We start from the raw sequence: 13,276 nt of genomic DNA, 5'->3' as shown, positions 1-13,276 counted from the left end.
ACTATGTTTAAATATGGTGAACATTTCATGTATAGTGAGAATGCATTCACCAATTTAAAAAATCATCTGATGAAAGTGAGGCAACACGGAATGAAAGCAACTGGAATTGTGCGTCGAATCGATGATTTGGGTCGTGTCGTTATCCCAAAAGAAATCAGAAGAACATTACGAATTCGTGAAGGTGATCCATTAGAGATTTTTGTTGATCGAGATGGAGAAGTGATTTTAAAGAAATATTCACCGATTAGTGAATTAAGTGATTTTGCAAAAGAGTATGCCGAAGCTCTCTATGATAGTTTAGGAAATGCGGTGCTAATTTGTGACAGAGATTCTTACATTGCGGTTTCGGGTGGATCGAAGAAAGATTATCTGAATAAAAATATTAGTAGTGTAGTGGAAAAGGCAATGGAAGATAGAAGTTCAATTCTTATGAATCAACAAGACCAAGTAGCATTAGTAGATGGTAATACTGAAACAATTTCAGCTTATACAATTGGTCCTATCATTGCAAATGGTGATCCAATTGGAGCAGTTGTCATTTTCGCAAAAGAAGACTCACTTGGTGATGTAGAGAAAAAGGCTGTAGAGACTGCAGCAGGATTTTTAGCTCGCCAAATGGAATCATAATGATTGCATAACGTTTTTTACTAATCTTTATATGCCTTAAACTGTCGACAAACTCGGAAAGGAGTTGTCGACTTTTTTGTTTTTAGGAAGTATCTTAACAAATAAGATTGTTCTATTAAAACTATAACAAATTTGTTCTATTAAAACTATAACAAATTTGTTATAATAAGTGTATAACAGTTTAAGGTGGATGATGATGTATATTCAAATAAACCCTGAATTAGAAATGCCGATTTATGAACAGCTTACGATGCAAATTATGATAGGGATAATAAGAAAGGAATTACAGGACGGAGATATGCTACCTTCTGTTCGTTCGTTGGCAGCTGATTTGGGTGTCAATATGCATACTGTAAATAAAAGTTACCATCAATTAGAAAAAAAGGGACTAATTCAAATTATTCCTAAATCAGGTGCAGTTATACGGACAATTAGTAGGAGAGTGACAGCAGAAGAACAGAACAGAGTCTCTGATAGTTTAAAACCGGCAATTGTGGAAGCCATCGTACTAGGAATGAAGGAGGAAGAAATAACAAGATTAATGAAATCGATTATTCAAAAAATGAAGGAGGCATAAAAAATGGAAGCTATTATTTTTATTATTATGTTGTTAATAACGGTCTTATTTGAAGCAGCCATCCCCTTTCTGATAAGAAAGACAGTCGTATTTGGCGTTTCAGTTCCAAGTACACAAATAAAGCATCCTCAAATTTCTACCTATAAAAAACGATATTCACTTTTTGTCATTATCCCCTCCATTCTTAGTATTGTTGCTTATTGCATTTGGCAAGCTGCTAATAATATCCAAGCAGATCAAGTAGCCATTATCGGAACGTCACTATTGTTCGGTATGTTATTTTGGAGCTTAAGCCTTTATTTTTATTTTCATGGGAAAATGCTTTGGTTAAAGCGTGATAATAAGTGGGAGGAGCAGCTAAAGGAAGTCAATGTAACAGAACTGGGAGTTAGGCAAAAGGATGAGATGCTTCCTTGGTATGTATTTATTATTCCAATGATCATTACAGTAGGATTCCTTCTTTTTACTATAACGCAGTATCACATATTGCCAGCGGAAATACCTGTTCACTGGGGACCGGATGGGAAACCAGATCGATTTACAACAAAGACACCCCTATCTGCTGTGACTTTGCTGCTTGTTTTACTAACGATGCAGATTATGTTTCTAGGAATTAATATTGCCACAAAAAAATCAGGGATAAAAATGATTGCTAACAATAAACAAGCATCCAAGCATAGACAGCTAAAGTATCGTAAATATTCAAGCTGGTTCAGTTTTCTTACTTCTATTGCCGTAACTGTGCTTTTTATCCTTTTACAATTAACAACTTTATACAATAATATCTTCAGTGATTACTTGCTTTTCCTTATTCCTATTCTCATTACCGTATTGATATTAATTGGGACAATTCTATTTACGATAAAGGTAGAAAGACTAAATCGTGGGTTGGATGGAAAGGAACACGCCACACAAGAAATCTCTTCTTTTGATACGGATAGCTACTGGAAGGGAGGCTTATTTTACTTTAATAAAAATGATCCTTCTATTTTTGTTGAAAAGCGTTTTGGAATTGGATGGACGCTAAACTTTGCTAATCCTATTGGGTATGTTATCATCTTTCTTCCGTTGCTTATTATTTTATTATTAAGCTTTATGTAATTAGTTTTGCTTCTTTTTGTAGAGGTAAAGATACTTTCCAGGCAACAGGGCTGCTCATGGAAAGTATCTTTACCTCTATTGTGTTAATATATGTAAGAAATGGATTCGTATGTAAGAACACATCTTCCATCTAACTATGCTATAATACAAGCGAAAGTAATTATGGAAGGAGCTAGACATGTGAAGACTTCGCAATCAAATGTCTGGTTTAAAGGCGCTTTTATTTTAATGATCGCTGCCTTAATAACTAAAGTATTGAGTGCTGTATATCGTATACCATTTCAAAATATTGTTGGTGATACAGGCTTCTATATCTATCAGCAGGTTTATCCTTTTTATGGGGTAATTATTGCTTTATCTACATATGGTTTTCCAGTTGTGCTGTCAAAATTGTATATGGAAATGAAAGTAGAGGGGAATCAATCGGGTATAAATAGACTTGTGAGTTCCTCTTTTTTCTTATTTGTTCCAATCGGGGTTGTTGCTTTTCTTGTCTTGTTTTTAAATGCAGGTAGGCTAGCCTCTTTGATGGGTGATCCTTATTTGGCATCTTTGTTAAAGGTTATTTCTTTTGCATTTCTTTTTTCTCCTTTCATTGCTATATTGAGAGGTGTTTTTCAAGGAGAAGGAAATATGATTCCGACCGCAGTGTCCCAGGTAAGTGAACAACTAATGAGAGTGGGGATTATCTTATTTGTGGCTGTCTTTTTTTCCTATCAAGGATATTCCTTATATGCAATTGGTTCTGGCGCCATGTTTGGTTCTGTAATAGGTGGGTTGCTTTCTCTAATAGTCTTAATCCATTTTTATAGAAAATCTTCTTTATCCTTCTCTCTTTTTCGGTTTTCTCTTCTTTTTGAAAAGGAGAATCGTGTACTATGCAAAAGAATAATATACGAAGGCATTACTATTTCCATTAGTAGTATGTTATTGGTGTTATTGCAACTCGCTGATTCTTTGAATTTATATTCTTTATTAATCGAAACTGGCATGGCTGATGAAAGTGCTAAAGTAATGAAAGGGGTTTATGACAGGGGGCAGCCGCTTATTCAAATTGGAAGTATTATTTCCACTTCTATGGCTTTAACCATTGTTCCCCTAATTACGAAGGATCGTCAAAAGACAAGTAAGAAAGAGCTGATGGGAAATATTCATTTTTCTTTCTTAGTCAGTTATTTTATTGGTCTTGGGGCAACGATTGGCTTAATTGGCATCATAAATGAAACAAACAGTATGCTATTTAAAAATGATGCTGGTTCAGATGTTCTTACTATTTTATTTTTTGTCATTTTTCTTAATGCCATTATTGCTACAGTAATGGCCATTCTTCAGGGATTAGGCCATTCTTTATATCCAGCAATTTTGATCTTATTAGGATTTGTTGGAAAATATGTGCTTAACATCGTACTTGTTTCCTCCTATGGAATTTACGGGGCAGCTTATGCATCTCTTATTGTATTATTTATGATTTTGCTTTTAATGATGGTAAAATTGAGAAGAATAGCCAAAGAGCCGCTTATGGACATAAAGCAGATACTGATTATCAGCGGAGCAAGTCTTGTTATGTTCTTTGTCCTTAAAGGATATATACCATTTTCCTCTCTGCTGCTTAAATATATAGAGCATGAACGTATAAAAAGTGCTATCCAAGCATTATCTGGTGTCATAATAGGTGGAATAATATATGTGGTTATTGTGTTGCGAGGTAATGTTTTTAAAGAAAAGGAATTATCCCTATTACCGTTAGGAAGTAAACTAAAATGGTTTTTACCGAAAAAAAGGAAGGGAACTAAATGAAGCAAATAAAGGTTATTGGATTAGGTGCAGGGGATATAAATCAGCTGCCATTAGGTGTCTATCGCAGTCTAATCGATGAGAATAAAGCTGTTTATGTACGGACGAATGATCATCCCGTCATATCAACTCTTGAAGAAGAAGGAGTTATTTTTCATTCTTTTGATTCTATTTATGAGAAGCATGAACAATTTGAAGCGGTATATAAGGAAATCGTTGAAGTTCTATTAGAGAAAGCAAAGGAAACAGACATTGTATATGCGGTTCCAGGTCATCCGCTTGTTGCAGAAAAAACGGTCCAGCTCTTAATAGAAAAGGATAAAGAAGGAATTGTCTCGATTGAAATTGCTGGGGGTCAAAGCTTTCTAGACAGTATTTTTCAAGCATTGCGAATAGATCCAATTGAAGGGTTTCAACTCTTAGACGGAACAGCTCTTGACCGCTCAAGCATCCAGCTTAGAAATCATTTGATTATTGGCCAAGTCTATGATGCTTTTTCTGCATCTGAAGTGAAATTAACGCTAATGGATGTACTGCCATATGATTATCCAATTAAGATTGTCACTGCAGCTGGAAGTATTTTAGAAAAAATAAAAGAAATTGAGCTACATGAATTAGATAGAGAGATCGATTTAAATAATTTAACAAGTATATATGTGCCACCTGTTCAAGAGGAAAAGTTGCTTTATAAAGAATTTTCCCAGCTTAGACATATAATAGCGGAACTTCGTGGGCCAAATGGCTGCCCGTGGGATAAAAAACAAACTCATGAAAGCTTGCGTAAATACTTATTGGAAGAAAGCTATGAATTAATTGAGGCAATCAATGAAGGGGACATAGACCATATTATTGAAGAGCTTGGTGATGTGTTATTACAAGTAATGCTTCATAGTCAAGTAGGAGAAGATGAGGGATATTTTTCAATCGATGATGTAATTGAAGGAATTTCCGATAAAATGATTCGCAGACATCCACATGTATTTGGGGAAGAACAAGCAGAATCGGTCGATGATGTAATGAAGCATTGGCAAAATGCCAAAAAACAGGAAGCGAAGGAAGAAACAGAATCTATCTTAGATGGAATAAACCGTGCAATGCCTAATTTATTACAGGCTTATGAATTACAAAGAAAAGCTGCAAAGGTAGGATTTGATTGGCTGAATGTAGAAGGAGCTTGGGAAAAGGTAAAAGAGGAGATTCTTGAGTTTCAAGAGGAATTAAAAGAGGCAAATAATAGAGAGCAGATAGAAAGTGAATTTGGCGATGTTTTATTTTCACTGGTAAATATTGCTAGGTTTTATAAAGTAGATCCTGAACTTGCCATCTTCCAGACAAACAAAAAATTTCTCCAGCGTTTTTCTTATATAGAAAAAAAGGTGAAGGAGTCTGAAAGAGATTGGAGCGATATGAGTTTAGAGGAATTAGACGGTTTTTGGAATGAAGCAAAGGAAAAATAACGTTAAGAAGGAGCTGTTAGGATGCGACTAGATAAATTCTTGAAAATCTCTCGCTTAATTAAGCGAAGAACATTAGCAAAGGAAGTTGCTGATCAGGGGAGGATTTTGGTAAATGGACAGCAAGCAAAAGCAAGTACAAATGTGAAGGTCGGCGATGAGCTGCAGGTTCGTTTCGGTCAAAAGTTGGTAACTGCTAAAGTGGAAATGTTGCAGGAATCAACAAAAAAAGAAGATGCTGCGAATATGTACAAAATAATTAAAGAAGAGACACTTTCTTAATTTCAAGCAGTTTTTAAGAAGATTTTGCAATAAAGCTTAAGTTTATTAAGCTTTATTATTGGTAATAAACAAGGTAGAGTTATTTTCTCCTCACATCCTTTATAAGGCTTGTTCTAAATTTATTATTGTCCACATATATTTGTACAAGTAGAGATTGTACTAAGTGATTGTGAGGGATAATGATGAGCCAATATTATGATTCAAATACGACTAAAAGTAATATGGTGGAACATGACGTGATTATGAGAGGAAGAAAGCTGCTAGATATTACAGGAGTCAAGCAAGTGGAAAGCTTTGACAACGAAGAGTTTATACTTGAAACGGTAATGGGTTTTTTATCCATTAGAGGTCAAAATCTTCAAATGAAAAATCTGGATGTAGAAAAGGGAATCGTCTCCATCAAAGGTAAGGTATTTGATTTAGTTTATGTAGACGATCAAAGTGGAGATAAGGCTAAGGGATTCTTTAGCAAGATATTCCGATGACACTTTCTACACAATTTATGACCATGCTAGCTATGGTTAGCATGGGCCTATTCTTTGGGATAAGTTTAGATACATATCAATACTTCTTGAAAAGACCGACACGGAAAAGAAGTATAGTTTTTATCCATGATATCCTTTTCTGGATTTTGCAAGCTCTTCTGATGTTTTATGTCCTTTTCCTAGTAAATAAGGGAGAGGTTCGCGTTTATTTGGTCTTAGCCTTGCTATTAGGCTTTGCGATGTACAAAAGTTTATTTCAAGCTCTTTATCTTCGACTCTTAAAAGGAATTATTTCCTTTTGCATCCATTCGTATCGCTTTTTGATTAAGATAATAGTTAATATCGTATATAGACCAATTAAATCTATTGTTTTTTTTCTTTTGTCGATAATAATTGCATTAGGCAAGGGACTTATGGCACTTGTCAGTGGTATAATTAGGGTATTAAGATTTATCATAAGGATACTATTAAAACCAATAGAATGGCTTTTATCCCTATTGTGGCTAATTATGCCGAAAAAGGTTAAATTATTCGTCGAGAGAATCTCTAGTAAATTGGCAGGATATTACTTTAAAATAAAGAACTATTTGAAAGAATGGATAGCTAATAGAAAAAAATAATGAAAGGAGGAGCCTCATATGAGTGCTATAAGAAAACCAGATGTTACAACATTTCCAACAGAATATAATCTACAGCATCAAGCTGATAGTCTTAGTGGAGCCAGAAAGAAAAAGCTATTGATGCGCCGACTGACAACCTTCTTTGTTTGTGCTGCTGTTATTGGCTTTATCATGATTTCCACACTCATATCACAAAGCTCCACTTTAAAAGAAAAAAGAGCAGAGAAAGAACAGTTAGAAGGACAACTTGTTGCATTGGAGAAGCAGGAAGCAGACCTAAAGGATCAAATTGCTAGATTGAACGATGAAGAATATTTAGCTAAATTAGCAAGGAAAGATTTATTATTATCACAAAAAGGGGAAATTATTTTTAATATCCCTGAAAAAGAAGCAAAAAACGCAACTGGAAAATAATAAGGTTGTCAGTAATATTGACACTCTTTTTTTCCATTCTGTATAATATAAATAAGTACGATTTTTTATATCCTTAAGGAGGCAAAACTTTTTTATGTCAATCGAAGTAGGCAGCAAGTTACAAGGAAAGGTAACAGGAATTACTAATTTTGGTGCGTTTGTTGAGCTCCCAGAAGGCGCAACAGGTCTTGTTCATATTAGTGAGGTCGCAGACAATTATGTGAAGGACATTAATGAACACCTAAAAGTAGGCGATGAAGTCGAAGTTAAAGTTATTAATGTCGAGAAAGATGGAAAAATTGGACTATCTATCAAGAAGGCGAAGGATAGACCAGAAAGACCGGAAAGACCAGAGAGACCAGAGAGACCACAATACGAACGCGGAGAAAGAAGAGAATCGAGAGGCGGCTATTCCGGAGGAAATTCTCAAAGGTCACGTAATGCAAAATCAAATGATAATCGTGCTCCTAAAGAGAATTTTGAATCGAAAATGGCTCGTTTCTTAAAAGATAGTGAAGATCGATTAGCTTCTTTGAAAAGAAATACTGAGTCGAAACGCGGGGGAAGAGGCGCTAGACGCGGGTAACTTGCTGCTGAATAACCAATAGATAGCAGGGTTTATCGTTTATATATTCCCATAGCTTAAGCAAGCCAAATCGGCTTGCTTTTTTTAGAGCATTCCTGATAAAAAAACACAAAAAAAAACCACGTAAATTTACGTGGTTTTTTTCGATAGCGGCGGAGGGGATCGAACCCCCGACCTCACGGGTATGAACCGTACGCTCTAGCCAGCTGAGCTACACCGCCATAATATTAACAAGACAATTAATATAATACAAAGAAATAAATATAATGTCAATAGATTTTAATCATTTATTTAGGATATTAGTTTTTACTCTATTTAAATAGTTTTAACGAATAAAGAATCTAAAAAAACATATTGCATGAACTGACAAAAATAAGCAATAAATGTAAAAATGGTGACAGCAAATAAGACGATTCACATATACCCCGTTCCCAATAAAGAAGGCTTTCCAATAATAGGGTAGCTACTTTTTATTGAATATCCTGACAAATCTAACTAGAAAGATTCTATCGAATTTTGTATTTCGATAAAAAAATGGAGGAAAGAAGTCGAGCGAAAAGTTGGAAATGCTTCGTTATTTTGACAAACTTTTAAATAGCTACCTTCTATAATGTGGAGCAACGATACTTGATAGGGAGTGTGGTTTTATGGAGAAAGTAGAAAGGGATATAATCGATCCGATTGGTGAAGTTGATTTTGGGAAGTCGCGGGATAGCTTCAGCTCATTTGTTCATAAATTTAATACAAAATTGGAGAGTTTCTTTTTAGTAAAGGGTTATTTGTTACTAATCATTGGTTTTTTGCTTGGACGTGCCTTAATATTAGGGCAGCTTACTCCTTTTGCTCTTCCATTTTTTGCAGCTGTGTATCTATCAAGGAAAGATAAAGCCCCACTTGCCCTTATTGGATTAATAGCTGGTGCGGCCACTTTAGGGATAACTGAGGCTGCTTCTAATTTTGTCTTGTCTTTCTTCTTTTTGATTAGCTATAAAATCATTTTGAATTGGAAAAGTAAAGAACAACAACTTGTACCGGTATTTGTGTTTGGGCTTGTTTTTCTAGGCAGCTTAGTGAAAGCCTATCTTTTAACAAATGGTTTTACATTGTATGGTGGAATGTTAGCGTTTGTAGAAGGAAGCCTTGGGTATATTCTAACATTAATCTTTTTGCAAAGCCTACCCCTGATGACCGTTAATAAAAGGAGACAAGCACTAAAAACAGAAGAGATTGTATGTCTTATCATCATGCTAGCTTCTATTATGACCGGAACAATTGGTTGGGCGGTTTATGGCTTATCAATTGAACATATTATGTCTCGTTATTTAGTTCTCGTGTTTTCCTTTATTGCTGGGGCAACTATTGGATCGACTGTCGGTGTGGTAACTGGATTAATTTTTAGTCTTGCAAGCATTTCTAGCTTTTATCATATGAGCTTATTAGCTTTTTCAGGACTTTTAGGTGGTTTGTTGAAAGAAGGTAAGAAGATTGGTGTGGCACTGGGCTTGTTTATTGCTACGCTTCTAATTGGAATGTATGGAGAAGGAGGAGGCGTCTTATCCGTTTCCTTAATGGAAACGACAATAGCTGTTTTCCTATTCCTTTTAACACCAAAAAGTTTGACCTCTCGCATTGCAAAGCATATACCTGGAACAGCAGAATATTCCCAAGAACAACAGCAATATATGAGAAAGATGAGAGACGTTACAGCACAAAGAGTTTCTCAATTTTCCAATGTTTTTCAGGCACTCTCTAAAAGTTTTTCCTCTCCCAACATAAGTGAGATGATAGAGGAGGAAGATAAGGAGTTAGACTACTTTTTAAGTAATGTTACGGAAAAAACATGCCAAACATGCTTTCGAAAGGAACATTGCTGGGCGCGTAACTTTAATACAACCTATGATTATATGAAAGATATTATGACTGAAATGGCTGATACTGGTGGAAATATTTCTCCTAGTCTTTCAAGGGAATGGGATAAGCATTGTACAAGATCGAAGAAGGTAACTGATGCAATCCATCAAGAACTAACATTGTATCAAGCTAATCAAAAATTAAAAAAACAAGTGCAGGAAAGCAGAAAACTAGTTGCCGATCAATTGCTCGGTGTATCCGAAGTAATGGGTGACTTTGCGAAAGAAATTCAAAGAGAAAGAGAAAATCATTATAAGCAGGAAGAATTAATACTAGAGGCTATTCAAGAGTTTGGTATTCATATTGAAAATGTAGAAATATATAGTTTGGAACAGGGGAATGTCGATATCGATATAACGATTCCATATAATACAGGCTATGGAGAATGTGAAAAACTAATTGCACCGATGCTATCTGATATTCTTGGAGAAACGATTATTGTCAATAAAGAGGAGGTTTCCGAGTATTCTAATGATTACAGTCATGCAACATTTCGGTCGGCAAAAGCTTATACAGTGGAGACAGGTGTTGCCCATGCGGCCAAGGATGGTGGATTTATATCAGGAGACAGCTATTCTACAATCGAGTTAGGATTAGGAAAATATGCAATGGCCATAAGCGATGGAATGGGTAATGGTAAGCGCGCCCATGTAGAAAGTGAAGAAACACTTCAATTATTACAAAAAATTCTTCAATCAGGGATTGAGGAACAGGTTGCTATAAAATCGATTAATTCCATTCTTTCTTTAAGAACAACAGATGAAATTTTTTCAACTTTAGATTTAGCGATGATTGATCTCCAAAATGCAGCAGTGAAATTTTTGAAAATTGGTTCTACGCCTAGTTTTATTAAAAGAGGTTCGAAAATAATGAAGATACAGGCAAGTAATTTACCAATGGGTATCCTTCAAGAATTTGATGTCGATGTTGTAAGTGAACAATTAAAAGCCGGAGATTTGTTAATTATGATGAGTGATGGTGTTTTTGAAGGGCCAAAACATGTTGAAAACTTTGAAATTTGGATGAAGAGAAAAATCAAAGAATTGAAGACAGAAAATCCTCAAGAGGTAGCCGATTTAATTATGGAGGAGGTTATACGATCTCGTCTTGGGTTAATTGAGGATGATATGACGGTGTTAGTTGCAAAAATTGATCATAATATTCCTAAATGGGCATCTATTCCAGTAAAAGGCTTTAAGCAAATGGCAAATTAAGTTTGGTAACTTGCAAAACATTTATCCCACTGGACAGTAATAATACCCAACCGCGAGCTGTGGGAAATCAAGGAAACTAGGTGGGGGATAAAGAAAAAACATTGATGGAAGCCTTCTTAATAAAATTGATAATAATAATACTGTTTTATTCAACTAACAACCAGCGTAAAGGGTAAGCATGGTTGTTAGTTTTATTTTATCCACTCTTAACGGACATCCCCACAAGCTTATGAGATTGGTGGGACATCAACTGTCCGTAAAGGTCCGATTGGTTCAACTAACCCCCACTGAGAGAAGTTTCACTCTATATCCTCTGTTTATCCTTCATATGAGGGTATAAATACTTCCTTTTTCGTCGAAAATGGGACTAACTCATAAAGATGGAGGGGAGATATTTATGAAAACAGGTACGTTAAAGCAAATTTTGCTTATCACAGATGGATGCTCAAATAAAGGAGAAGATCCTATTGCGATGGCAGCATTAGCTAGTGAACAAGGAATTACAGTCAATGTTATTGGAGTCATGGAGCAAGATACAATTGATGAGCAAGGTATGAAGGAAATTGAAGGCATTGCACTCTCTGGGGGCGGTGTCAGTCAAGTAGTATACGCACAACAATTAAGTCAGACTGTCCAAATGGTAACGAAAAAGGCAATGACCCAAACGCTACAAGGAGTAATAAATAAAGAGCTTCAGCAAATTCTAGGTTCCTCAAAGACAATGGAGGATCTGCCGCCAGAAAAAAGAGGGGAAGTAATGGAGGTTGTTGACGAACTAGGAGAAACAGTCGAACTTGAGGTGCTAATTTTATTGGATACAAGTGCTAGTATGAAGCATAAACTTCCAACAGTTAAGGAAGCATTAATTGATTTGTCCTTAAGCTTGAATGCTAGATCTGGTGAAAACCGCTATTCTGTATTTGTATTTCCCGGGAAAAAGAAAGATGTCGAAAAATTAATGGATTGGACTCCTCGTTTAGAATCTCTTACAAGTATTTTTCCGAAATTATCGACAGGAGGAATTACACCGACAGGTCCAGCTTTAAAAGAAGCAGTTCGTTACTTTAAGCATAAGCGCTCATTAAGGAGCTTGATTTCAAATGATGATGAATACATCGAAGAGTCAATTTAAAATAAATAGTGGTACAGTAATAAAAGGAAAGTGGCATAACAAGCAGTATACAATTATAAAGGAACTTGGCTATGGAGCGAATGGTACTGTTTTTTTGGCAGATTTCAGAATAGGAAAAGTTGCTTTGAAATTAAGTAATAATAGTGTATCTATAACTTCCGAAGTAAATGTGTTGAAGTCCTTTGCAAAGGTCCAAGGTTATAGCCTTGGACCTTCTTTAATAGATGTAGATGATTGGGTAACGAATAGAGGAACTATTTCTTTTTATGTAATGGAATACATCAATGGACCTGATTTACTAACATTTATTCAACATAAGGAAGGATCATGGGTTGATGTGTTAATGATTCAATTGTTAAAAGATTTACAAAACCTTCATGAAAATAATTGGATATTTGGAGATTTAAAACCAGAGAATCTGATTATTACAGGACCTCCAACAAAAATTAGATGTATTGATGTAGGCGGAACAACCATTACCGGTAGAGCGATTAAAGAATTTACAGAGTTCTTTGATAGAGGGTATTGGGGGCTAGGTACAAGAAAGGCAGAGCCAAGTTATGATTTATTTGCTGTCGCCATGATTATGCTCAATCTTTATTATCCAAAAAGGTTTAATAAAACAGTGAGTGGACTGAAACAACTGCAAACGATGATTCGACAAAAACAGGGTCTCGTGCGCTATGAGGGAATTCTTCAAAAAGCGTTAACCGGAAAATATCAAAGCGCTAAAGAAATGCGATTAGACTTTTTAAAATTAACAAGTGGAGATTCGACAAAACCTAATAGAAGCACCGTAACAGCGGGAGCTAATAGAAATAGCTCCCGGCAAGTAAGAGGGCAAACTACTCAATCTACTATAACAAGAAGCAATATGGCTAAAAAGAAGAAAAAGGCTGGTTGGGTCGAATCTTTTCTTATCATTATTCTTATTTCTATTTGTTATATTTTGTATATATATGGTCAATTAACTTGAAAAGAGGAATTTTAACAATTTTAGAGAATAGTCTTTGGTATCACTTTTAAAAAAGTGATATCCTTGACTATAGTAGACTACAATCTCTGATGAAAAAGTAATA

Annotated in this window: 13 protein-coding genes and 1 tRNA gene; 13 read left to right on the top strand and 1 reads right to left on the bottom strand. The window is 35.3% G+C overall.

Going from position 1 to position 13,276, the window contains the following annotated elements:
* The first annotated feature begins 90 nt into the window (after positions 1–90).
* From spoVT to NST60_RS10895, 10 genes are all read left to right on the top strand, one after another.
* Positions 91–627: a stage V sporulation protein T gene (gene spoVT, locus NST60_RS10940; protein ID WP_016204741.1), complete on the top strand. Its 537-nt coding sequence runs from the start codon at positions 91–93 to the stop codon at positions 625–627.
* A gap of 190 nt (positions 628–817) precedes the next feature.
* On the top strand, positions 818–1,204 hold the full coding sequence (locus NST60_RS10935; RefSeq protein ID WP_319005187.1) for a GntR family transcriptional regulator: 387 nt from the start codon (positions 818–820) through the stop codon (positions 1,202–1,204).
* Positions 1,205–1,207: 3 nt separating this feature from the next.
* On the top strand, positions 1,208–2,305 hold the full coding sequence (locus NST60_RS10930) for a DUF1648 domain-containing protein (protein ID WP_341098778.1): 1,098 nt from the start codon (positions 1,208–1,210) through the stop codon (positions 2,303–2,305).
* Positions 2,306–2,485: 180 nt separating this feature from the next.
* Positions 2,486–4,102: a putative polysaccharide biosynthesis protein gene (locus NST60_RS10925; RefSeq protein ID WP_341098777.1), complete on the top strand. Its 1,617-nt coding sequence runs from the start codon at positions 2,486–2,488 to the stop codon at positions 4,100–4,102.
* Positions 4,099–5,556 (top strand): nucleoside triphosphate pyrophosphohydrolase, encoded by a 1,458-nt coding sequence (gene mazG / locus NST60_RS10920; protein ID WP_016204746.1) that lies wholly within the window; start codon positions 4,099–4,101, stop codon positions 5,554–5,556. Before NST60_RS10925 ends, mazG begins: the two co-directional genes overlap by 4 nt.
* Before the next feature lie 21 nt (positions 5,557–5,577).
* On the top strand, positions 5,578–5,835 hold the full coding sequence (locus NST60_RS10915) for an RNA-binding S4 domain-containing protein (protein ID WP_016204747.1): 258 nt from the start codon (positions 5,578–5,580) through the stop codon (positions 5,833–5,835).
* 182 nt (positions 5,836–6,017) lie between these two features.
* The gene (gene yabP, locus NST60_RS10910) at positions 6,018–6,320 is read left to right on the top strand and encodes a sporulation protein YabP (protein ID WP_016204748.1); all 303 of its coding nucleotides are present in this window, start codon (positions 6,018–6,020) and stop codon (positions 6,318–6,320) included.
* Complete coding sequence (yabQ, locus tag NST60_RS10905) at positions 6,317–6,940, top strand: spore cortex biosynthesis protein YabQ (RefSeq protein ID WP_169187583.1); 624 nt, start codon at positions 6,317–6,319, stop codon at positions 6,938–6,940. The genes yabP and yabQ overlap by 4 nt, the downstream gene beginning before the upstream one ends.
* An 18-nt stretch (positions 6,941–6,958) precedes the next feature.
* Positions 6,959–7,354, top strand: a complete 396-nt coding sequence (locus NST60_RS10900) for an FtsB family cell division protein (protein ID WP_016204750.1) — start codon at positions 6,959–6,961, stop codon at positions 7,352–7,354.
* A 94-nt stretch (positions 7,355–7,448) separates the two neighbouring features.
* Complete coding sequence (locus NST60_RS10895) at positions 7,449–7,940, top strand: S1 domain-containing RNA-binding protein (RefSeq protein WP_016204751.1); 492 nt, start codon at positions 7,449–7,451, stop codon at positions 7,938–7,940.
* A gap of 147 nt (positions 7,941–8,087) precedes the next feature.
* Here the strand turns inward: NST60_RS10895 and NST60_RS10890 are convergent.
* Positions 8,088–8,161 (bottom strand) — tRNA-Met (locus NST60_RS10890).
* Positions 8,162–8,587: 426 nt separating this feature from the next.
* Between NST60_RS10890 and spoIIE the strand changes: the two genes are divergently transcribed.
* The 3 genes from spoIIE to NST60_RS10875 all read left to right on the top strand — a co-directional run bounded on the left by spoIIE (position 8,588) and on the right by NST60_RS10875 (position 13,173).
* On the top strand, positions 8,588–11,065 hold the full coding sequence (gene spoIIE / locus NST60_RS10885) for a stage II sporulation protein E (RefSeq protein WP_101728761.1): 2,478 nt from the start codon (positions 8,588–8,590) through the stop codon (positions 11,063–11,065).
* Between the two features lie 397 nt (positions 11,066–11,462).
* Positions 11,463–12,197, top strand: a complete 735-nt coding sequence (locus NST60_RS10880) for a vWA domain-containing protein (protein WP_212121279.1) — start codon at positions 11,463–11,465, stop codon at positions 12,195–12,197.
* On the top strand, positions 12,166–13,173 hold the full coding sequence (locus tag NST60_RS10875; protein ID WP_341098776.1) for a protein kinase domain-containing protein: 1,008 nt from the start codon (positions 12,166–12,168) through the stop codon (positions 13,171–13,173). The genes NST60_RS10880 and NST60_RS10875 overlap by 32 nt, the downstream gene beginning before the upstream one ends.
* The last annotated feature ends 103 nt before the right edge of the window (positions 13,174–13,276 follow it).

The organism is Niallia sp. FSL W8-1348 (assembly GCF_038006745.1).
GTDB classification, from domain to species: Bacteria; Bacillota; Bacilli; order Bacillales; family Cytobacillaceae; genus Niallia; species Niallia alba.
This window is presented reverse-complemented; position numbering and strand designations above follow the sequence as displayed.